The sequence below is a fragment of the Proteinivorax hydrogeniformans genome (assembly GCF_040515995.1).
Lineage (GTDB): Bacteria > Bacillota > Proteinivoracia > Proteinivoracales > Proteinivoracaceae > Proteinivorax > Proteinivorax hydrogeniformans.
The window spans coordinates 1129481-1151861 of sequence record NZ_CP159485.1 but is presented as its reverse complement, the minus strand read 5'-3'; the positions used below and the strand labels follow the sequence as shown (position 1 = coordinate 1151861).

29 protein-coding genes are annotated in these 22381 nt (G+C 37.8%); all 29 read right to left on the bottom strand.

Translation table 11 applies throughout. The annotated features are described in order from the left end of the window. Positions 1-21: 21 nt before the first annotated feature. Positions 22-1065 (bottom strand): rod shape-determining protein, encoded by a 1044-nt coding sequence (locus tag PRVXH_RS05495; RefSeq protein ID WP_353894302.1) that lies wholly within the window; start codon positions 1063-1065, stop codon positions 22-24. Between the two features lie 114 nt (positions 1066-1179). Beyond that, positions 1180-1863, bottom strand: a complete 684-nt coding sequence (gene radC / locus PRVXH_RS05490; protein WP_353894301.1) for a DNA repair protein RadC — start codon at positions 1861-1863, stop codon at positions 1180-1182. Between the two features lie 19 nt (positions 1864-1882). Beyond that, positions 1883-2452: a Maf family protein gene (locus tag PRVXH_RS05485; RefSeq protein WP_353894300.1), complete on the bottom strand. Its 570-nt coding sequence runs from the start codon at positions 2450-2452 to the stop codon at positions 1883-1885. A gap of 17 nt (positions 2453-2469) precedes the next feature. Next, the gene (locus tag PRVXH_RS05480; RefSeq protein WP_353894299.1) at positions 2470-2721 is read right to left on the bottom strand and encodes a DUF4321 domain-containing protein; all 252 of its coding nucleotides are present in this window, start codon (positions 2719-2721) and stop codon (positions 2470-2472) included. Positions 2722-2796: 75 nt separating this feature from the next. Then, positions 2797-3330 carry a Gx transporter family protein gene (locus PRVXH_RS05475; RefSeq protein WP_353894298.1) on the bottom strand — a complete coding sequence of 178 codons (534 nt, stop codon included), beginning with the start codon at positions 3328-3330 and terminating at the stop codon, positions 2797-2799. Positions 3331-3353: 23 nt separating this feature from the next. Beyond that, on the bottom strand, positions 3354-3728 hold the full coding sequence (locus PRVXH_RS05470) for a NusG domain II-containing protein (RefSeq protein ID WP_353894297.1): 375 nt from the start codon (positions 3726-3728) through the stop codon (positions 3354-3356). Between the two features lie 28 nt (positions 3729-3756). Next, positions 3757-4764, bottom strand: a complete 1008-nt coding sequence (locus PRVXH_RS05465; RefSeq protein WP_353894296.1) for an FAD:protein FMN transferase — start codon at positions 4762-4764, stop codon at positions 3757-3759. Between the two features lie 226 nt (positions 4765-4990). Beyond that, complete coding sequence (gene rnfB, locus PRVXH_RS05460) at positions 4991-5782, bottom strand: RnfABCDGE type electron transport complex subunit B (RefSeq protein WP_353894295.1); 792 nt, start codon at positions 5780-5782, stop codon at positions 4991-4993. Between the two features lie 22 nt (positions 5783-5804). Then, positions 5805-6374 (bottom strand): RnfABCDGE type electron transport complex subunit A, encoded by a 570-nt coding sequence (locus tag PRVXH_RS05455; RefSeq protein WP_353894294.1) that lies wholly within the window; start codon positions 6372-6374, stop codon positions 5805-5807. Positions 6375-6392: 18 nt separating this feature from the next. Further along, a complete protein-coding gene (locus tag PRVXH_RS05450) occupies positions 6393-6977 on the bottom strand; it encodes an electron transport complex subunit E (RefSeq protein ID WP_353894293.1) in 585 nt (194 codons plus the stop codon). A gap of 12 nt (positions 6978-6989) precedes the next feature. Next, the gene (locus PRVXH_RS05445) at positions 6990-7823 is read right to left on the bottom strand and encodes an FMN-binding protein (RefSeq protein WP_353894292.1); all 834 of its coding nucleotides are present in this window, start codon (positions 7821-7823) and stop codon (positions 6990-6992) included. Then, positions 7824-8822, bottom strand: coding sequence for an RnfABCDGE type electron transport complex subunit D (locus tag PRVXH_RS05440; RefSeq protein WP_353894291.1), 999 nt, complete (start codon positions 8820-8822; stop codon positions 7824-7826). A 21-nt stretch (positions 8823-8843) separates the two neighbouring features. Continuing rightward, positions 8844-10142 carry an electron transport complex subunit RsxC gene (gene rsxC, locus PRVXH_RS05435; RefSeq protein ID WP_353894290.1) on the bottom strand — a complete coding sequence of 433 codons (1299 nt, stop codon included), beginning with the start codon at positions 10140-10142 and terminating at the stop codon, positions 8844-8846. Between the two features lie 88 nt (positions 10143-10230). After that, positions 10231-11643: an aspartate ammonia-lyase gene (aspA, locus tag PRVXH_RS05430; RefSeq protein ID WP_353894289.1), complete on the bottom strand. Its 1413-nt coding sequence runs from the start codon at positions 11641-11643 to the stop codon at positions 10231-10233. 89 nt (positions 11644-11732) lie between these two features. Then, complete coding sequence (locus tag PRVXH_RS05425) at positions 11733-12353, bottom strand: redox-sensing transcriptional repressor Rex (RefSeq protein WP_353894288.1); 621 nt, start codon at positions 12351-12353, stop codon at positions 11733-11735. A 307-nt stretch (positions 12354-12660) separates the two neighbouring features. After that, positions 12661-14454, bottom strand: coding sequence for an NADH-quinone oxidoreductase subunit NuoF (gene nuoF, locus PRVXH_RS05420; protein WP_353894287.1), 1794 nt, complete (start codon positions 14452-14454; stop codon positions 12661-12663). 12 nt (positions 14455-14466) lie between these two features. Beyond that, positions 14467-14841, bottom strand: a complete 375-nt coding sequence (locus PRVXH_RS05415) for a (2Fe-2S) ferredoxin domain-containing protein (RefSeq protein ID WP_353894286.1) — start codon at positions 14839-14841, stop codon at positions 14467-14469. A gap of 2 nt (positions 14842-14843) precedes the next feature. Then, entirely contained in the window at positions 14844-15392 is a 549-nt protein-coding gene (locus tag PRVXH_RS05410) for an ATP-binding protein (protein WP_353894285.1), read from the bottom strand. 2 nt (positions 15393-15394) lie between these two features. Next, the gene (nuoE, locus tag PRVXH_RS05405; protein ID WP_353894284.1) at positions 15395-15895 is read right to left on the bottom strand and encodes an NADH-quinone oxidoreductase subunit NuoE; all 501 of its coding nucleotides are present in this window, start codon (positions 15893-15895) and stop codon (positions 15395-15397) included. A gap of 43 nt (positions 15896-15938) precedes the next feature. After that, a complete protein-coding gene (locus PRVXH_RS05400) occupies positions 15939-16667 on the bottom strand; it encodes a PHP domain-containing protein (protein WP_353894283.1) in 729 nt (242 codons plus the stop codon). 7 nt (positions 16668-16674) lie between these two features. Then, positions 16675-17019 (bottom strand): hypothetical protein, encoded by a 345-nt coding sequence (locus PRVXH_RS05395; protein WP_353894282.1) that lies wholly within the window; start codon positions 17017-17019, stop codon positions 16675-16677. A 27-nt stretch (positions 17020-17046) separates the two neighbouring features. Next, entirely contained in the window at positions 17047-18267 is a 1221-nt protein-coding gene (locus PRVXH_RS05390; RefSeq protein ID WP_353894281.1) for a [Fe-Fe] hydrogenase large subunit C-terminal domain-containing protein, read from the bottom strand. Positions 18268-18289: 22 nt separating this feature from the next. Next, positions 18290-18709 carry an ATP-binding protein gene (locus PRVXH_RS05385; RefSeq protein ID WP_353894280.1) on the bottom strand — a complete coding sequence of 140 codons (420 nt, stop codon included), beginning with the start codon at positions 18707-18709 and terminating at the stop codon, positions 18290-18292. Positions 18710-18724: 15 nt separating this feature from the next. Then, the gene (locus PRVXH_RS05380) at positions 18725-19078 is read right to left on the bottom strand and encodes a DRTGG domain-containing protein (protein ID WP_353894279.1); all 354 of its coding nucleotides are present in this window, start codon (positions 19076-19078) and stop codon (positions 18725-18727) included. A gap of 109 nt (positions 19079-19187) precedes the next feature. After that, positions 19188-19811: a hypothetical protein gene (locus PRVXH_RS05375; protein ID WP_353894278.1), complete on the bottom strand. Its 624-nt coding sequence runs from the start codon at positions 19809-19811 to the stop codon at positions 19188-19190. Between the two features lie 14 nt (positions 19812-19825). After that, complete coding sequence (locus PRVXH_RS05370; RefSeq protein WP_353894277.1) at positions 19826-20572, bottom strand: polysaccharide deacetylase family protein; 747 nt, start codon at positions 20570-20572, stop codon at positions 19826-19828. A gap of 93 nt (positions 20573-20665) precedes the next feature. Continuing rightward, entirely contained in the window at positions 20666-20905 is a 240-nt protein-coding gene (locus PRVXH_RS05365) for a thioredoxin family protein (RefSeq protein ID WP_353894276.1), read from the bottom strand. A gap of 25 nt (positions 20906-20930) precedes the next feature. Beyond that, the gene (locus tag PRVXH_RS05360; RefSeq protein WP_353894275.1) at positions 20931-22046 is read right to left on the bottom strand and encodes a permease; all 1116 of its coding nucleotides are present in this window, start codon (positions 22044-22046) and stop codon (positions 20931-20933) included. Beyond that, positions 22043-22363: a metalloregulator ArsR/SmtB family transcription factor gene (locus PRVXH_RS05355; protein WP_353894274.1), complete on the bottom strand. Its 321-nt coding sequence runs from the start codon at positions 22361-22363 to the stop codon at positions 22043-22045. Before PRVXH_RS05355 ends, PRVXH_RS05360 begins: the two co-directional genes overlap by 4 nt. Positions 22364-22381: the final 18 nt, after the last annotated feature.

Here is a 22381-nt window from a genome sequence, read left to right as displayed (position 1 = left end):
CCTCCTCCCCAAAGCAAACTACTACCTAGCTGGTTTTGAATCTAGCGAAACTCTTTTTAAAAGTTCTAGATTATCTAAGACATTTCCCGCACCTAAGACTACAGAGTCCAAAGGGTTTTCCGCTACCATTACCGGCATACCTGTTTCCTCTGAAATAAGCCTATCAAGGTCATTTAACATAGCTCCCCCACCTGTCATCACTATACCTTTGTCCATAATATCTGCTGCTAGCTCTGGAGGAGTTTTTTCTAATGTAATTTTTATCGCTTCTAAAATTGCTGTTATTGGCTCTTTCATTGCAGCGTTAATCTCATTTACAGTGACAGGCTGATTTTTAGGAAGGCCTGTTACTAGGTCCCTTCCTCTAATATCCATAGTCTGCTCTCCTTCTTCTGGATAAGCAGAACCAATAGACATTTTTATGTCTTCAGCAGTTCTATCACCGATCATTAAGTTATATTTTCTTTTGATGTAATGTACTATCGACTCGTCCATTTCATCGCCACCAATTCGAATAGATTTATGGGTGACAATTCCACCTAACGAAATAATTGCAACATCAGTAGTACCTCCACCGATATCTACAATCATGCTACCTGTTGGTTCTCCTACAGGCAGCCCAGCTCCTATGGCGGCAGCCATAGGTTCTTCAATTAAGTGAGCCTCTCTAGCTCCTGCTTGTTCTGTTGCCTCTTGAACTGCTCTCTTTTCAACCTCAGTAACTCCTGAAGGTACACATACTACTACCCTTGGTTTTCTTTTAAGTACATTTTTTTTGTAAGCTTGCCCAATGAAGTATTGTAGCATTTCTTGAGTTATGTCAAAATCGGCGATAACTCCATCTTTCATAGGCCTTATGGCAACTATGTTTCCTGGTGTACGACCAATCATCTTTTTAGCGTCTTCACCAACAGCCAAAACCTTCTCCTTTTCTTTACCCTTTTGGATTGCTACAACTGAAGGCTCCCTTAAAACAATCCCTTTTCCTTTAACATAAACAAATGTGTTTGCTGTTCCTAGATCAATTCCTATATCACTTGAAAAATAGTTTAACACTTTGGTCATTTCTCCCTTCAAAATTAAGCTTATCTATATTCTAATACGATTTCACTTTAATTTGTAATGTGTTTTTTGTCATTAATTGAAATTTTATCCTGTCCTATACCCATCACCACCTAATTAAAATAAACCTCTATCTGTCAGACTCACGTACCCGTCTCGCCCAACTATCACATGGTCAAGCACCTTTATTCCCAGCTCTTCTCCAGCCTTAGCTAACCTTTTTGTTATAGCAATATCTTCCGGGCTGGGGGTTGGATCGCCACTGGGGTGATTATGGCTGAGGATTATTCTAGCCGCATTTTTTACAATAGCTTTATTGAAAACTTCCCTGGGAAATACGCTGGCGATATTTATTCCACCTTTTGAAATCTCCTCAGAGGAAATAATTGTATTCTTAGTTGTAAGTAATAACACTACAAAATGTTCTTGCCTTTTGGTAACGTACTGCTGAACTGCTTCATATACATCGTCAGGGCAAGTTATTGGTCTTTTATTTCGCTCAGCTACTTTACCTTTTCCTCGCTTTGCTAGTTCCAAAGCCGCCTTAACTTGAACGGCTTTTGCAACTCCTATACCTTTAACTTTACATAGTTGTTCTATGTCAGCTTCAATTAGATTCTCTAAACCATTGTATTGTGTAAGTAAGCTTCTGGCAACCTCTAGCACAGAGTTGCCAGCTGTTCCTGTCCTAAGAATGATTGCTACAAGTTCTGTATCCGAAAGCGCTGCGCTTCCATACTTTAACATTCTTTCCCTTGGCTTTTCCTCCGAGGGTAAATCTTTTATAGTGTAGCCAGACATCAGACACCACTCCTTAATCTTAATTGCCCCACTTCATAATACCATGATGTGTTAACAACTCTGATGTCCTGCTAAGGGGCAGCCCCATTACATTATAGAAGCAACCTTCTATTCTTTCTACAAAAACTCCGCCTTTTCCTTGTATACCATAACCGCCAGCTTTATCAAACGGCTCCTCAGTGGATATATACCACTCTATTATTTGGTTTGATAACGGTTTAAAATAGACCGAGGTTGTCTCGTAAAAGGCATCTATCACTGTGCCTTCAAAGCAAAGAGCTACCCCAGTGATTACATAATGCTTGTTGGCAGATAACATTTGCAAAACCATCCTACACTGTTCTAAGCTAGAGGGTTTTCCTAAAATATTCCCATCAAAGCTAACCACAGTATCGGCGGCAAGCACGTAATCTTTTGTTTTACTACTAACTTCTATCGCTTTTGCAATAGCTAAACTTTTACTTAGCTCAGCTGGATTTTTTTCTGAGAACTTTTTCTCGTTGACGTTAGATGAAATAACCTGATATTTAAGAGGGAGTTTATTTAATATCTCCCTCCTTCTTGGTGATTTAGAAGCTAAAATTAGCACCTATTTTCAAGTCTCCTTTAAATAAACTTTTTATAGAAAATAATAGATAGAAAAATACCAATTATACTTGCTAAATTCAGGCTGATTTTAAAGCCAAAATCTAACGAAAACACCATTAAGTCTAGGGTGGTAGTTTCTAAGCCTACCGAACTTCCTTCACTTAGGAGTGGGATACTGCTACCTAAGATAATTGCGATCACATTCCCTAACATAGCACCGATAACAATAAAAAGTATTAACAAAAATGGATTTAAAGCATTGTTTCGCATACGTCTCCCGCCTTTTTCAGATAAGTTAATAGTAGAGTAATACTATACTATTATTAAATAATTCAACATTTGTCTTTAGATTCCTGCTATTTTAGCGCCATTTAATGCCTTTGTAACAAAGTTTGTTGAAACTCCGACAAAAATCCCAGTAGGAATAGCTAATGCTATAAGAAGTGGCTGAGAGATGGCAGCTAGTGGCGTTTCTAAAAGGTAAATAACCACAATAATTTGTGCTATGTTATGGGTTACTGCGCCTATTAAACTAATTCCTACGTTGCTTAGATGTTTATTTAAAAAGGTTATAGCTAAAGCCATGCACAGCGTACTTAAAACTGCCCCTCCAAAACTTAGATAGAAAACTGGGGTTAAAAACTTGCCTGATAAAAAGGAAGCTAATATAACTCGCATAACTCCAACGACAAAACCACTTTTAACGCCGTATAAGGTTAGTGTAGTTAGTGTGAAAATATTTGCCAACCCAAGCTTTACAGGTTGCCCCATAAACAGGGAGGCTAGTGGTGCTATCCTACCCTCAATAAACGTAAGAATAGTGGCCATAGCAATAAACAGCGATAGCATAACTAATTTTTTAACAAAACTCTTTCTCATATTCCTCACCCTTAAATTTTGTATTAAATATCAATATCTTGCCCCTGTCCACCTTCAATTCGAATAAAAACTCTGTTTGGTAAACAGGTTATGGTTTGTCCAGGCCTTTTAGCCTTTCCAAAGCTTACACAGATTTGGTCTGGACAGTCTGAATGCTCCACGGTGGCAAAGTCTTCTCCTAAAATTACTACTGTTTCCCCCACCGGACCTGTAAAAACTATACTTTCTGAGCGCCCTTTCTCAAAAAGTGGGACACTCGCCCACTCATCACCATTTTGGCTTATAACAATTCTTGCTCCTTCTATCTCATGACTAGCAAAGTAAAGCTGGTATAATGCTAAGCCAGAAAGGGAAAGAACTAGCACTATGCCAATTAGTATTAGATCGCCTTTTTTCATCAAATCACTCCTACAGGGACGTATATATCTATTTGTTTATTGTTACTTTTTCTTGCATCCCAGTACTTTTATATATTTGGCCTTCAGAATCAACAACAAGAACCTCCACACCGTCAAAATCTTCAACAAAACTTACCGCTTCCTCAGGACTATAGTTAAACAATGCAGTAGATAGCGTGTCCGCTATGGTTGCGTTAGGTGCTGAGATAGTAACTGACTGAACATTTTGCGGTGGCAACCCCTCAATTGGGTCGATAATATGATGAATTCTTGTTTTCCCATCCATAAAGTACCTTTCATAATCTCCTGATGTCACCACAGAGTTAGAGTAAGTTTCAACTATCCCGATAAATTCTCCTTGTTGTTTCCTTGGGTGTTGTATCCCTATTCTCCAAGGAGTACCATCAGGTTTATCCATTAGGTATACGTCCCCTCCTCCATCAACGGTTCCATACTTAATTCCATGATCCATCATGATTTCAGCAGCCTTATCAACAATGAACCCCTTTGCAATAGCCCCTAAATCAAGAGTCATGCCTTCTTCTGTGAGAAATGCTGTTTGATTATCCTCATCTAAGATAAGTTTTTTATAATCAACTAATTGAGTTGCCTGCTGCACTTCTTTTTCAGTGGGTACAACCTGATTGCTCCAGCTATAGGCTTCAAGCAAAGGACCTATAGTAATATCAAATTTCCCATCTGTTTTTTCTCCGTATTCTACACCTTTTTTTAACAGATAAAATGTTTCCTCTGAAACTTCTACCGGCTCAATTCCTGCATTTTTAGTTATAGTATCAACGTCACTTCCTTCTATATGAGCACTTAATTTTGTCTCTAGACGTTCAACTTCTTCCCTTGCCAACTGAAATGCCTCATCAGCTTTATCAGAGTCCTCACTATGAACTGTAATCTGCACTAAAGTATCCATAGCAAAAAAATGGTTGTTATACACCTTTAATTCTTCATTTTGCGAAGAACAACCCACTAAAACAAACAATAAAAGAGTAGCGATTATTATACTTCTTAAATTTTTCATATTAAATCCACCTTTGCAATAAAATTATAAGTTGATCATTTTTAATTTTCTTGGCTTAAATCTAGTTGTCCCGTTTAAATACTATAGCCTTTTGTTAGTAAAAGAGATTGCTAGTACTTTCACTATAAACTTTTCTTGGTAATCTTCGCAAAGTAATTATACCACACTTTACGCCATCATTTAAAGGAAAAAAGTAAGCGCCCCAATCTAGGACGCTTACTTGCCTTTATAACTGTTCTATAGCATTAGTCGGACACTCTTTTACACACACACCACAGCTAATACAAACGGTGTTGTCAATTTTAGCTAAACCGTCTTCCATTTTAATGCAGTCTTTAGGACAAGCTCTGGCACATTTACTACAGCCAATACAACCTACCTTACATACTTGCATTACCTGTTTAGCTTTATCTTTAGAGTTACACATAACATGAACATCAGAGCCATGAGGAATCATGCCTATAACGTCCTTAGGACAGGCTAGGACACATTTCTTACATCCGGTACAAAGGTCTTGGTCAATAATTGGTAAATTATTTTCCCCCATCACTATTGCATCAAACGGACAGGCTCGTTCACAGGTGCCTAAGCCCATACAGCCATAGTCACAAGCTTTTGGCCCACCATCAATTAGCATAGCCGCCTTGCAATCCTTAACACCTTCATAGCGGAACTTTTCTTTAGCAACGTCGCTACTACCATGGCATTTTACTTTTGCCACCATAGGAGTATCTGACGCAGCCTCCATATCCGTTTTGCCTATTATATCTGCCAATTCATTTGCTACCTTTTTCTTGCCAACAGGGCAACCGTCAACAGGCGCCTCCCCTTTTAGCACTCCTTCGGCAAAACCACTACATCCTGGATATCCACAAGCACCACAATTGGCACCTGGTAAAGCCTCTATTAATTCGTCAAGCTTAGGATCTGTTTCTACTGCAAAAATTTTCGAAGCACCAGCTAGAACTGCTCCAAAAACAACGCCAATAGATCCTAATGCGATGATTGCGCTTAACATATTTTTACACCCCCAGTAACTATTAAATTACAAAGCCAGCAAAAGCCATTGCTAATATTGCTGCTGCTAAAAATGCTGAAGGTACTCCAGCAAAGTATTTGTTAGCACCAGTTAATTCTAATCTTTCTCTTATTCCCGCTAATATAACTAGGGCTAAAGTAAAGCCTAATGCGGCTCCTACAGCATGTATTATTGTTTCAGTCAAAGTGTACCCAAGATCGATATTTAAAATCGCTAAACCTAAAACAGCACAGTTAGTAGTTATCAACGGTAAGAAGATACCCAGAGCTTGGTAAAGGGTAGGACTTACCTTTTGAATAACCATTTCTACAAACTGCACTAAAGAAGCGATTACTAAAATAAAAGCTATAGTTTGTAGATACTGTAAATCGAAATTTTCCAAAATTAGCCTGTCTATATACCAGGTAATTATAGATGCTATTGTCATTACGAACATAACCGCCATTCCCATACCCACTGAGGTTTCTATTTTTTTGGAAACCCCAAAGAACGGGCAAATTCCTAAAAACTGGTTTAGCACAAAGTTATTAACGAAAATAGCGGCAAAAAGTATAGTTAACAATTCAGTCATTTATCTTTGTCCTCCCTTCTACTGTTTAGAGGTCCGTCTCATTGTAACGGCATTTATTATACCAAGCAGTAAACCTAAGCTAAGAAAAGCACCGGCAGGTTGTAAAAACAGCAGTGCCCCTTCAAATAGCTGAACACCAAAAAGTTCGCCGGTTCCTAAAAACTGTCTGAAAAAACCCAGTACAGTCAAACTTAAAGTAAAGCCTAACCCCATACCTAAGGCGTCAACTACAGAAGGCATTACTTTTTCCTTAGATGCAAAGGCTTCCGCTCTACCTAGAATTGTACAGTTTACCACAATTAACGGGATAAATAAGCCTAGGTTGTCGTGTAAGTCAACAAAGTACGCCTCCATAAACATATCCACCATAGTAACAAAGGTTGCAATGATTACAATAAAGGAAGGAATTCTTACTCTACTTGGTATAAAGTTTTTAAGAAGAGATACCACGATGTTCGACCCTAAAAGAACTACCAAAGTAGCCATACCCATACCGAAACCATTTTCTGCGCTTGTGGTTACAGCCAACGTTGGGCATAAACCTAAAAGCAATACAAAAACAGGGTTTTCCTTAAAAATTCCTTTTAAAAAATTATTTAACAAAGTGTTCACCTCCTAGTTAGCCTCTACGTCTTGGGCTGAGTCACCAAATTCGGATAATGCATCTTTTACCGCTTCAATAATACCTTCACTGGTAGCTGTGGCCCCACTTACAGTATCCACATCAACTTCTTGTTCATCCACCATATTATCAGGTACTTGTTCAAAAGCAGGGTCAGAAATTCCATCCGTCTCGGTGTGGTTTAGAATCTCTAATGACACAATCTGTCCACCACTTACTTCAACGGATACATCGATGTCACCACCATATCCTTGTCCAGTTCCTTCATAAACACCGTCTAGTACTTCAGCTAAATCGATAACTATTTCGTCGGTAATCCCTAAAGCACCTGCTAAATCTTCTAAAGCATTTCTTGCTCCTGTTATAACTGCTCTTGATGAAGCAGTTGCGCCGGTAATAACATCAACATCTCCAAAGCCATCTTCTAAGTCTCGACCTTCCAGCTTTTCAACATATTCGTCTTCAAAAGCTTGGTCGCCAAGACCTGGTGTTTCAGCATGACTTAAAACAGCGATTCCTGTGATAGTAAACTCATCGCTTATCCCAACTAGCATGCTAATTGGATCTGTACCATATCCAGAGGCTTCTACCTCTACAACATAGCCGACAAAGTCACCATCTTTATATCCTTCATTAAATGTAACTTCGTTTTCAGTTACTTCCTCAAACTCATCAGCGTCTAAGACTTCCCCTAGTAGCTTAAGTCTTCTATCTTCAATGTTTTGTTCGATAATCGGTGCAGTAAAATCATTAATAGCAGATAAAAGACCTGCAGAAAGAGCGGCTATCAAACCCAGTACAGCTATCATTTTTATCATGTCTTTCATCTACTTCACCTCCCCAAACGTACGAGGAATAGTAAATCTATCTAAAATAGGTGTTAAAGCGTTCATAAATAGCACAGCATAAGTTAATCCAGCCGGTGCTTGGGCATAGTATCTAATTAAAATTAAAATCAAACCACAGCCAATTCCATATATCAACCTAGCCTTTTTAGTTGTAGGGCTAGTAACATAACAGGTGGCCATATAGATTGCTCCCATTAGCGCAGAACCAGAAAGCACTTGGAACAATGCCTCGTCAAGGCCTGCAGAGAAAAACCCTACTACACCTTCAAAGTCTCCTGCCAAACCGGTGTGAATAAATGAAAATACCACCATAGCTCCTAAAAAGCCCCCTGGAATTCTCCAATCAATATGACCTTTATATAATAGATAAATACCTCCAATAATAAGTGCCAATGCTGAAGTTTCGCCTAAGCTACCTGGAACCGTTCCTATAAAAAGTTCGCTTAAGGTAGCAGCTCCCCCTTGCAAAGGAGTAGCTCCAGACGCTGCATCAACTACTGTACCTGGTGCTTCCCAATTTGTCATAATCGAAAGATAAGAAAATGTTAAAAAACCTCTACCTACTAATGCTGGGTTGAAAGGGTTTTTCCCTAAACCACCAAATGCATGCTTGCCTATTAGAATAGCTACAGCACTACCTAAAATCGGAATGGCCCAAGGTTGAGTCCAAGCCCCTTCCCCTACTGACATCATTCCTACTGCAGGTGGTAAGCTTAAGCCTAACAATAAACCTGTTACTGCTGCACTTCCATCTCCTAAAAAAGAACTAATGCTCAGTTTTCGTGAAACAACTAACCATTCAAAAAACAAAGCTGATATTAAACTTAGGGACAATACTATAGCGCTAGCCCAACCAAAAATTATTAGAGAGGCAATGGTAGCTGGAACTAGAGCAACTACTACATCCCACATTATATAGTCAATATCTCTAGGACTACGTATGTGTGGAGAAGGTCCCACTACAAACTTTTTGCTCATGTTATTTCCTCCTTCTAAACCTTACTTTTTTGCTTTTTTAGAGCTAACCTCAGCCTTCCCTTGCCTTATTAAATGTACAAGCGGTATTCTAGATGGACACATAAAAGAACAGCATCCACACTCTATACAGTTAAATAGGTGAAGCTCCTCTGCCTCTTGCAGCATTTCTTTTCTTGAATAAGCCGAAAGGTAATTTGGCATAAGTTTCATTGGACAAGCATCAACACACCTTGCACATCTTATGCAAGTCCTCTCTTCTACTATATTAACTTCATCTTCAGTTAGCACTAAAATACCCGAGGTGCCTTTTGTAATAAATTCATCTTCTAATGAGTCAATAGCTCTACCCATCATCGGACCTCCAGCTATAACTTTGGCCGCATTTTCTTTAAGACCCCCACATGCATCAATAACATCTTTAAAAGATGTTCCAACCTTTACAAGTAGGTTTTGCGGATTTTCGACACCATTACCAGTAACAGTAATCCCTCTTTCAAATAATGGTTTCCCCTCTGTTATAGCATCATGCAGCGCCGCCGCTGTAGAAACATTACTTACAACTGCCCCTACATCTACGGGTAGTCCCCCTACAGGCACTTCTTTGCCTAGCACAGCATGGATCAGTTGTTTTTCCCCGCCTTGTGGGTATTTAACCTCTAGTGTTACAAGTTCAATGTTAGATTCATTTTCGATAAGTTTACCTATAGCTTCAATTGCGTCAGGTTTGTTTAACTCAATCCCCACAAATCCTTTACTAGCACCAGTAGCCTTAATTAGCGCCTTAAGCCCTGAAACAACCTTTTCTGGCTGTTCAACCATAATCCTGTTGTCAATGGTAAGGTACGGCTCACATTCAGCCCCGTTTAAAATCACAGTTTCGATTTTCTTTCCTTCTGGCGCCTTCATCTTAACGTGAGTAGGAAATGCAGCTCCCCCCATACCGACAATACCGGCTTCTTTTGCAACGGAGACAATTTCTTCCGCTGTTAAATTCTCTAGTTTTGACGATACGGTTTCATACCTGTTATCACCATCACTTTTAACGGTTATACTTTCTTCTGTAACTTTAATTACCTCGCCAGAAAGGCTAGAATGAATAGGCGCAGAAACAAAACTTTTTGCTTCTCCTATTTTTTGCCCAGCTTTAACCATGTCTCCTTTTTCTACTAGTGATTCACAAGGAGCACCAATATGCTGCCTTAGCGGTATAACAACCTGGCTAGGAGCATCCATGGCAACAATCTGCTTTTTGTTAGAAAGCTCTTTGTTATAAAGTGGATGAATTCCACCTTTAAAACTTTTCTTTTCCAAGATTTTCACCCCTTTTATTAAATAATAAAATATATAAAGTTAAAGTTATAACATTAACTTTCTTAAAAGGTTTGGCGGCATTTAAGCCGCCAATTAGTTATTTTAACAGGTCTGATCCAGAAATACCAGGCCTTGTCATATCATAAGGATTAAGGATTTTTTCAAGTTCTTCTTCTGTCAAAATTCCTCTTTCAAGAACAATTTCTTTTATTGGTCTGCCTGTTTTAATGGCCTCTTGGGCGACAGTAGATGCAGTTTCATATCCTACATGCGGATTAATCGCAGTTACAATACCTATGCTTTCATCTACAAGCTGGCGACACCTTTCTTCGTTAACGGTTATGCCTTTAATGCATTTATCGGCAAAAACTGTGGTTACATTTCTTAGTATATCCAAAGATTGAAGCAAATTAAATGTAAGCACTGGTTCCATAACATTTAACTCCAATTGTCCTGCTTCCGAAGCCAAACAGATAGTATGATCATTGCCCATTATTTGGAAAGCAACCTGGTTTACAACCTCTGCCATTACAGGGTTTACTTTACCTGGCATGATTGATGATCCTGGTTGAACAGGAGGCAAGTTTATCTCATTTAGGCCACATTTAGGCCCTGATGACAATAGCCTTAAGTCATTTGCCATCTTCGATAGGTTTACGGCACAAATTTTAAGCGCTGCAGAAACTGCTACAAACGCATCAGTGTTCTGCGTAGAATCAACAAGGTTAGAAGCGGTTGTAAATTCAATCCCACTGTTTTCATTAACCCTATCCACCACAACCTCAATATACTTAGGGTCTGCATTTAAGCCGGTTCCTACCGCTGTAGCCCCCATATTTATTTCCTTAAGGTCTTCTAAAGACTTTTCTATACGCTTGACATCTCTAGAAAGCACCTTAGCGTAAGCACCAAACTCCTGGCCTAATCTAATAGGAACAGCATCTTGAAGATGAGTTCTTCCCATTTTTAGCACTTCGTCAAATTCAGCTTCTTTGCCTTTTAGTGCATCAATAAGACCGTTTAAAGATGTTAATACACCTTGCGCTAACTTTAACGCTGCTATGTTAATAGCGGTAGGAAACGCATCGTTGGTAGATTGCGCCATGTTTACATGGGTGTTCGGTGAAACTTTTATATATTCACCTTTTTTGCCACCTAAAAGTTCAATAGCCCTGTTTGCAATCACTTCATTTGCATTCATATTCATAGAAGTACCTGCTCCACCTTGAATAGCATCGACAACGAAATACTGGTGTAAGTCTCCTTGTATTATTTCTTCACATGCCTTACATATTGCCTGCCCAATCTTCTTGTTAAGTCTTCCAACTTCCATATTAGCTTCTGCTGATGACTTTTTAACAACTGCTAAAGCATGTATCAACGTAGGGTGTGGAGCATATCCTGTAATCGGAAAGTTCTCCAATGCCCTTTTAGTTTGAATACCATAGTACAACTCGTTGCTAATCTCTTTTTCCCCTAATAGGTCTTTCTCTTTTCGTACGGAAGCCATAATTTAATTCCTCCCCTAATTATTGTTTGTCCAAGTGCTATATTCTATATTAAGTGAAAAAAACCTTTTATAAAAGGGCAATATTAATATTATAGATAATAAGACAATGCTTGTAATTCTGTTGTAACATCAGAGTTTTGTACTTTAACTTCTTCTGGAACATTCAATAATGCAGGAGCAAAATTTAATATTACTGTTATACCAGCGGCTATCATTTGATCTGCTACCTTTTGGGCAGCTTGAGCTGGAACAGTAATAATGCCCATTTTGACTCCATTTTCTTTTACAAATTCCTGCATGTCTTCCATCGGCTTAACTTTCATGTTACCGATAGTTTTATCTACTTTAGAGGGATGTCCATCAAATAAACCTACAATTTTGGTTGTGGGACTTTGATATCTATTGTACTGACATAATGCAGCCCCTAGGTTACCTACCCCTACTAAAATAATAGAAATCTCTTTATCTAGTCCCAAAATACTCCTGAGCTTTTCAGACAGGTCGGAAACTCGATAACCCATACCTTTAACTCCAAAATCTCCGAAGATAGATAAATCTTTTCTTATTTGGGCCGGGTTTAAGTGTAAATCATCACCCATTTGTTGTGATGAAACGGTTTCGATATCCATAGAAGAAAGTTGATCTAAATACCTTAGGTAAATTGGCAATCTCTTTATTACTACATCTGGAATTCTTTGGTGCTTATCCACTTTACTACCTCCTTAATAAAAACAATTAAACTATTATTAAATAAAAACTACTTTTATATTACCATAACTTTTTTTAGTTTGTAAATAAAAACACAACCTCTATAAAAGAAACATTATTAAAAAAATTATGGATTAAAAAAGGAAACCCATTTAAAATTAGGGTTTCCTTTGTATGAGAAAAAAATGTTACCTATTGGAAAAATTATATTTTTCTTTGGAGTAAAAAGCCCTTAATCTAAAGAAAAGTTGCTAAACAGCTCGCTAAATCAGCTTTAAGTATTGTCTTTTTTGACATTTACTCCTTTATCTAACCCTTTTTTATAGCATCAAACTTACATGTGTCGACACAAACACCACAGGCAGTACACACATTTGGGTCGATTTTATGCACTTCTTTTGGTTTTCCTTCTATAGCACTCACTGGACAAACCTTTGTACATAGCGTACATTTTTTACACTTTTCTTGGTCAATCACATATTTTGCTAACGCAGAGCAAGCACCAGCAGGACACCTTCCATCATGAATATGAGCTTCGTATTCATCTCTAAAGTATTTTAATGTACTTAGCACTGGGTTAGGGGCTGTTTGACCAAGTCCACAAAGGGATGTTGTCTTAATAGTTTCTCCGAGCTCTTCTAGTAGTTCGATATCACCATCTTGCCCTTTGCCGTCGACGATTCTCTCAAGGATTTCTAACATTCGTTTTGTACCCTCGCGACATGGAGTGCATTTACCACATGATTCGTCTTGAGTAAAGTTTAGGAAAAATCTAGCTAAGTCAACCATGCAGGTCTCTTCATCCATAACCACAAGCCCACCTGAGCCCATCATCGCTCCTGCTTCTATTAATGAGTCATAGTCTACAGGTAGATCTATTAAGTCTTCTGGTAAGCATCCACCTGAAGGTCCTCCAATTTGAACAGCTTTAAACTTTTTATCATTAGTTATGCCCCCACCGATGTCATAGATAATCTCTCTAACTGAGATACCCATAGGCACTTCTGCTAGGCCAGTGTTGTTAATTTTTCCGGTTAAAGCAAAAACTTTAGTTCCTTTACTCTTCTCTGTACCTAAGCTGGCAAACCAATCAGCACCTTTTTCAAATATAACAGGAACATTAGCAAAGGTCTCTACATTGTTTATGTTTGAAGGTTTTCCCCATAAACCTTTAACTGCAGGGAATGGTGGTCTAGGTCTAGGCATACCTCGCTTTCCTTCAATTGAGTGCATTAACGCTGTTTCCTCTCCACAGACAAATGCTCCAGCACCTTCTTTTATATGAAGTTCAAAATTAAAGCCTGTTCCTAAAATATTCTCTCCCAACATGCCATACTCTTTTGCTTGTGCTAGTGCAGTTTTTAATCTGTTGATTGCTAGAGGATATTCTGCTCGGATATAAACATAGCCTTCATCAGCACCTGTCGCATAGCCACCAATAACCATCCCCTCAATGATACTATGCGGATCTCCCTCAAGTATACTTCTATCCATAAAAGCTCCAGGGTCGCCTTCGTCAGCGTTACAAATCATATATTTTTTATCACTTTCGGTTTTGCTAGCAAACTCCCATTTCAGTCCAGTAGGGAATCCACCGCCTCCCCTACCTCTTAATCCGGATTTTTTCATTTCCTCAATAGCCTGACTTGGCGACATTTCTGAAAGCACTTTACCCAAGGCTTCGTAGCCACCTTTTACGATATACTCATCAATATCCTCAGGGTTTACATAACCACAGTTTCTAAGAGCGATACGGTGTTGTTTTTTATAAAAATCAATTTCTTTATAAGAAGGAATTTTATCCTCGCTATGAGGAGGGTTATAAAGCTTTTCTTTAACTAACCTTCCCTTGATAAGATGCTCTTCCACAATAGTTTCCACATCTTCGTTTTCTAATCGGCAATAAAAAGTGCCTTCTGGGTAAACTATAGCTATCGGCCCCATCTCGCAAAAACCATGACACCCTGTCTCAATCAGTTTAAACTCACCACTTAAGTCTTTTTCAGCTAGTTGTTTTTCAAAAGCCGCTTTTATGCTATTTGCTCCAGAAGATATACAACCTGTCCCAGAACATATTAGTATATGACCTCTATAAAGCTCCATCTTTTTACCCCCTTACTCTTCTATTTTTCCTACAACATTTTGCTTTACAATTTGTCCGTTAGCTAAATGTTGAGATACTATTTGTTTAACTACGTCTTGTGTAACTTTTCCATATGTTATTCTACCTTCACCTGGAACTACTACGTCTAAAAGTGGCTCCTTTTCACACATACCTATACAACCAGTTTGAGTAACGTTTACCTTCAAATTATGTCTGTTAATCTCATCTAGTAAGGTCAGCATTACATCCCTAGCCCCTGCAGCGATACCACAAGTACCCATTCCAATGATAACCTGGATGTTATCGCCTTCTCTAGGAGAGGTTAACTTTTCCTTTTCTTGTCTTAGCTTTCTTAAATCCTCTAAAGATTTTATTTTCTTACTCAAAACTATCCCTCCCTTAAAATTTTCATAATATTGTCCTCTATGAGCTCTTTTACCCAATCTAACACCCACTGCTTAGTAATCTGGTCAGCGGAAAGTTCATCGTATATTTCTTGATTGCTTAATTCAAAGCTTTCGCTACCATTATCCACCTTTAAAGATATTGTAATATCCTGTTGCAGAACGAAAAAGGAGATAAAGGTAGCCGCTAAATCGCCCACCGGAGGGCAATCCCAATGCTCTAGAGCAAATGAAAAATATACACAAGTGCCATTTTGTGGCTTGGAATTTATTTTAAAGTCTCCATCAGCTTGCTTAGCCATCATCTTAATTAAAGGCAATCCCAAACCTATGTCCCTAGTAGTGCGCGTAGTATAATAAGGGTCTGTTGATTTTTTGACTTCCTGCTCATTCATACCTTTTCCATTGTCAGTTATACAAACAGATAACAGGTTTTGTTTCTTAGATTTAAAAACCTCAATGGAAACCTGATCTGCATCTGCAGATATAGAGTTTTGAACTAAATCTAAAATAACGTGAGATAAATCCTTCATAATTATTTATATTTGTCTAAGACTTCTGAAACTGTATCGGCATCTAACCTGCCGTGAGTATTATCATTAATCATAATAACTGGAGCCAAACCACAGGCACCTATACATGCAACTGACTCTAAAGTGAACTTTAGATCTTCTGTGGTTTCACCAGGTTCAACACCTAGGTCTGCTTGAAGTCTTTCTAAAACTTTATCTGCTCCTCTAACATGACAAGCAGTACCCATGCAAACCCGAATAATATTTTCACCTCTAGGGTTTAGATGGAATTGAGAATAAAAAGTACAAACTCCATAAACTTGGCTAACAGGTAAGTTTAGTCCATCTGCTATATCTGCAATAACTTCTTTAGGCAAATATCCGTAAATATCTTGAGCTTTTTGCAGTACAGGGATTAATGCACCTTTTTTCCCTTTGTACTCTGCAAATAGTTTTTCAAGCTCAACTTTCTTTTCATCCTGTTGGTTGTCATTTCCACAACAGCATTTGTTTAATTTCTCCATTTTTTTCGCTCCTTTCGTGTTTCGCAAATTGCTTTTGTTTTTATCATTCACTTGAGACCCACCACCTCCTGCCAAGTCTATTTAAAAAGGCAAACTTTATATTTTCAAAGGTTGGATGAGGCATTTGAAAGTTTATTACCGCCTTCCCCACCTCTGTTAACAAATGGGCATCAGAACTTCTTATGAGGTTTTTATTCTTCAAATATGGATGAGTCTTTAGTACATCTTCGGTTTTGGTATTTGGACTTATTTCAAAAGCATCAAAGTATATGTTTTCAGGCACAAACCCAAGATTGGTCAAAATACCGTTACTAGGCCTATCTATATGAGCAGGAATAATCATGCCATCAAATTTATTTACTTTATCAGCTAGTTGTTGAATAGTTAACTCACAACGCTGTAGCAAAAGTTTTTCTTCATACCCAATAATATTTTCGTCGCTATCTATAATAACCTGATCACCAAAAATGTCAGGGTTATTCTTAACGTCTTTGATAGAGTCATAAATAATATTATCAAATGCTGAAACCTTATCTAAGGTTTCAAAGTAACAAAGCACATGAATCTCTTCCTTTGTCTCCACTTCAATACCATATAGCAAAGTGATACTTCTTTCCAGTTTAGCTAATTTTTCAAAAGCAGCTAAATTTTTTGCTGAGTTATGATCGGTAACGCCAATTATGTTTACACCCTTTGCTTTTGCTGCGCTGATTATATTTTTGGGACCCATCGATAGGTCTGCGCACGGTGATAATACACTATGAATATGCATATCTCCCTTATACAGTGGCATCTTCAGCTTTTATGCCTAGGGAGTATAAACACCCAACTGTGTCAAACAATGGTTTGTTAGTAAAAAACAGGTTGACACCTTTTTCCTTTGCAATATCTACAGTTTCTTTTTCAACTTTACCGATAACAATAATAGCTGATAACTCCGCAAGTAAAGAAACAGCAATAATGTTAGGATGGTTTTGGTGAGTTACCCAAATGCTGCCCGGGCTACTATTAGCAAGAACCAAACTAAGTAAGTCAGTTGATAGCCCACCTTTTACTTCTATTTCAAGGTTTGTTGAATTTAGTTCTTTTAAATTAAGCTTTTTGGCCACATCTTTTAACTTCATGTTATCACCTTGCCTTTCTAATAAAAGCTAGTCGTTTTTAAAAACACACCTTGTGTCTTTAATAGTGCCTTGGATATAATCCTCAGCATGAGCGCTACATGTAGGAGCACCACAAGCTCCACAATCATATCCAGGAAGCTTTTCTAGTACTTCTTGTAGCTTTTTCCCTTTGCTTATAGCTACTGTCATGTTGTTATCTAAAGACATAACCTGTCTTGGTTTAATACCATCGTCCCAGTCAAAAATCGACTGATCTACACAACTTAAGTTTATCTTCTGTTGTTTATTAAGCTTTTCAGCTTTTTTTCTTATTTTAACTGTTGCGATAAACGGGTTTTCCACCACCAATGGTCCACCAACACAACCTCCTACACAGGCCCAGCATTCTATATAATCAACATTTGTCAGTTTTCCAATTTCTATTTCACTAAGTACTTTAGTTACATGCTCTATTCCGTCAACAACCACATTATTAGTTGTTCCTACTGCTATTGATTCTCCTCCGGCTCTGGCCCAACCATAACCTTTGCCTGTGGCTTTTAGCTCTAAAGTTTTTTGGTTTTTCATATTAGCAAACTTTAGGATATTGCCATATATATCCACTATAGAAAGAACCTCGCTTACGCTGGATTTATTTCTAGCAACTGGATTTTTAGCAGCAGTTACTTTAGCAGGACAAGGCGATATATAGAAAATCCCTATATCTTTAGATAAAAGGCCTCTTTTTTCAGCTTGCTGTCTTGCTAATTGTCCAGCAACTTCTAAAGGGGCCTCTACAGGAACTAAGTTTTTTATAAGGTCAGGATATAAGGCTTGAATCATGCGAATAACCGCTGGACATGAGGCTGATATTAGAGGTGACTTACTTTCTTTTAACTTTTCTTTTATTTTCTCAGAAACTAAGTCACACGCTAATGCAACATCGAAAACTTCGTCAAATCCTAACGAAAGAAAACTCCCCAGCACCCTCTGCGGCTCTACCTCAGGAGCAAATTGTCCAAATATAGCGGGGTCAGGCAATGCAATTTTATATTTGTATCGATCCAAATCTTTAATGCTATCAACTTTCCCGGTTTTAGCATGGTTTGGACACGCCTTAAGACAAGCTCCACAATCAGTACATCTTGAGGCTAAAATTTCGGCTTTTTGTCCATACACTCTTACCGCTTCAGTAGGACAGGAAGTAACGCAAGCAGTACACCCAGTACATAAACCTGCCCTAAGTCTTACGGAATGATAATCAGCCATGCCTCTCCCTCCTTATTAAAAACTATTTTAAATAGACTGTAGCTACTAGATTTGTGCCTTCTTCTGTCGAGCTAATATCTAAGTTGTCTGCACTTCTTTTTATGTTAGGAAGGCCCATACCAGCTCCAAAGCCCATTTCTCTAACCTCAAATGGCGCAGTTGAAAAACCTGCCTTCATAGCTTGATTGAGGTTTTTTATACCCGGGCCATTATCTTTTGCCGTAACAACTACTTTGTCAGGAAACACTTCTCCCTGTATCGTTCCACCATAAGAGTGGATAACTAGGTTCATTTCAGACTCATAGCTGATTATGGCAACCCTACGCATAATTTCAGGGCGAATGCTAAATTGATGCAGCATTTTTTTTATCTTACTTGAGCCCTCTCCAGCTCGACTAAAATCCATCTTTTCAACTTCCCAAACAACCTTTAATGTCTCCATGGCCACTCTCCATCGCTATTTTGTAAAACCACAAGGCTTAACCCCGTGATGAAAAAGAATTCCACAGCTTTCGAACATCGTTTTATCAGTTACTATAATAGTCATATTACACTCTTTAGCTAATTTTAATGTATCACCTTCTACTTCTTTGCCTCTAACAACGACAATTCCACACAAATCTAACATTTCCGCAGTCCTAACTACCTGGCTATTTACTAGTCCAGTTAAAAGCAAGGTGCCACTTTCCGTAAAAGCTAAGACGTCACTTAAAAGATCTGCACCGTAAGCAGCTTTTATTTCTCTATTAAGGAATTCTTCACCAGCAATTACTTTTCCTCCTACAAGCTGACTAACTTTTTTTAAATTCATAAATTCTCCTCCTGTGAAACATTTCACTATAAAACTTAAAAAAAATGCAACCCTTTGCAGTTTGTTAGTTTGTTAAAATTATAACATTCAAGGTTGCATATATCAATCATTATTTTGTTAAAAAAAACATTTCGTAGATCTTGCCATGATAAAGATTTTTATAACTTAGGTCCTCGGTTTCCTTCCATTTATTAAAATTATAGATAATCTCTTTTATAGGCTCGCTAGGAGCTTCCATGGTTGAATGCCCCGAACTTATCATCTTAAAGAGATAATTTGCATCTTGTTTATTGTGTTTATTTAGTTTTTGATTTACAAGGTAGTTGTCCAGCCCTTTTTCTCTTTGCTGTTCCAAGATAGTCCTTAGTATCTTTTCTTCTGAGTGCACATTTGAAAAAACCCTGTACTCTTCGTCTTGTTCAACTATAAAAGCTGGGAAACCATGATAATTTATAGCTGTTTTTAGATTTTCCGCCCCTTGTTTTTCCTTAAAAACTCCATTTTGGATGATATAAACTTTGTCCAATGATTGCTGATTAACTTGTCCATTTTCCCCTATTTTGTTTTCTTCCCCTTTATTTTCTTCTTCAGTTATTTCGGAAACAACTCCTGCAGCCTTTGTATCGGGGTCGCCGTATTGAGAAATAAGTGCTAGCATGGAGTTAGACATTACATATGTACTTATTACAGCAGTTACCGTTAATAAAATTAACTTTTTCATCTGACTCCCCATTTTTTATCCCCCCGCTAGTTTAAATTTTGTTCACCCTGGTGATCGATGTGATAATTTTGTTTATAGATTAGCTCAGAAATCGGAACAACATCCAAACTTTTTTCCTTTGTTAAATAATCTAAAACTAATGGTAATGCTTCTGCTGTGTACTTGCCGTTGTTATGAAACAAAATAATAGATCCCTCGCTAGATTTTGCCTTTATTCTCTCTACAATGTCCATAACTCCTCTTTCTTTCCAATCTAATGAATCGACATCCCATTGTATGGTATGATAGCCAACTTCTTTTGCTGAGTTAATTAAATTGTCATTGTAGTCGCCGAACGGAGGTCGAAACACTGTTGCTTTTTGACCAGTTAACTCAAATATTTTTTCCTCTGTTATAAGTAGTTCCTCTTTAACTTGCTCTGATGTTAGTTTGCTCATTTCAGGATGAGTTGTGGAGTGGTTACCAATTTCATGTCCTCTTTTATGTATTTCTTTTACCATCTCAGGATATTCGTCAACCCAAAATCCTACTAGAAAAAAGGTGGTTTTTATCTCATACTCATCTAAAACATCTAATATCTCCTCTGTATAATCAGCGCCCCAAGCAGCATCAAAGGAGATCGCAACCTGTGGTTTATCTGTTCCTACTCTATAAATGGGAAGCTGCCTTTGTTGATTAGTTACCATTTCAGCTCCTTCTTTTGAAAAATTATATAGCAGGCTCGTAGCAATCAAAGCAAGTAGTAAAACTGAAAACATTCTTTGAATATTCATAAGTTAGCACCTCCTTTTAATTAATGTATTAAATGTTTTAGAAAATTATACTTATTAAAAAAGACTGTGGGATAAACCCACAGTCTCGATACTTTACTTTTCTTCTTGTAAAAACTTGACAATTTCCTTAGTCTTTGGCACTTTGCCGGTAGATTTAATGTTGTCATTAACTATAAGACCTGGTGTCATCATTACACCAAGATCAATTATCTCATCTAACTCTGTAACTTTAATAATTTCTCCTTCAATGCCTAATTCATTTAATGCTTCCTCTGCCCTCTCCGCTAACACTTGACAGTTTTTGCACCCAGAACCTAACACTTTAATTTTCATAGATAGTCACTCTCCTTTATATTTTTTAGCTCACTATAGTCCCGAATAACATCCCTGCTATAGTAGCCATTACTACCACTAATCCAGCATAAACTGCTGTTTTTTTTGTTCCTAAAACATTCCTTATGGATAATAGGTTGGGAAGACTTAGAGCTGGACCGGCAAGCAATAACGATAGCGCCGGGCCCTGCCCCATACCCAGTCCAGTAAAACTTTCTAAAATAGGTATCTCAGTTAAAGTTGAGAAGTACATTAGCATACCGAATATAGCTGCTAAAAAGTTAGCAGAAATAGAGTTTCCTCCTACCAGCCTTGTTATAACCTCTTCCGGTATAGCAACTTTTACAACTCCAGCTACAAAAACTCCTAGTAATAACATTGGAAAAATTAACTTGATTAAGGAAAATGTCTCACTTATCCAACCAGCTCTTTCGTCGCTAGAAAAGTGTTTTTTCACAACCACATAAACAGCTGCTATAAGTACAAGTAAGATAGAATATTTTACAATAAGCTCAGCAAAGGGCGTATTAGTAAGACCTAACTCACCGCCGCTAAAAACAGTAGCTAACGCAGTTTCAGAAACAAAACTATAATCCAATGTCCCAAATAATAAAATGGCGATTAACAAAGCAAAAAAGCCTAAAACTGCACCTTTGCTTTTTTCTTCATCTTCTCCCGCAAACATATTGTTATCCTGCTTTTGTGTTTCCGGAAAAATCAAGGACATTATAAGCCCAATTATTATGGCAAATATTATCGCCCCAATTATCCTAGCTAACCCCATTTGCCAACCTAGAACTGTTGAAGTCAATGTTATGGCAAGTAAGTTTATCGCAGGACCTGAATATAGAAAGGTTATTGCCGGCCCCAACCCAGCCCCTCTTTTATAGATTCCTGCAAAAAGAGGTATTATAGTGCAGGAGCAAACAGCTAATAAAATACCTGAAACAGATCCTATAGTGTATGAAATATATTTTTTTGTTTGCGCTCCAAAGTACTTAAGCACTGCATTTTTAGATAAAAACATAGCAATCCCGCCAGCAACGAAAAAAGCTGGCAGTAGACAAGTTAGCACATGATTTGTCATGTAGTACCAAACTTCATTAATTCCACTTAAAAACCATTCTAAAAGCATATTCATTTTATTTCCTCCCCTAATAATGATTTGTGTAAATTACTCACTTCATTTTTTGTTATATCTTCTAAAATCTTAACAATTGCTACTATCTCGAAGTGTTTGATGGCATAAATTACTTTTAATCCGTCTTTTCGACTCACTAAAACCCCAGCTTTTTTAAGTACACTTAAATGCTTTGAAAGATTGGACTGCTCAGTGTTAAGAGCGGGAGCCAATTCACAAACACATTGCTCTTTGTCTGATAAAATTTTCACTACCTTTAGTCTGGTTGGATGCCCTAAAGCTTTTAACATATCGCTTTGAAACTGATTTTTCTCCATTTATATCCCTTCCTCGCT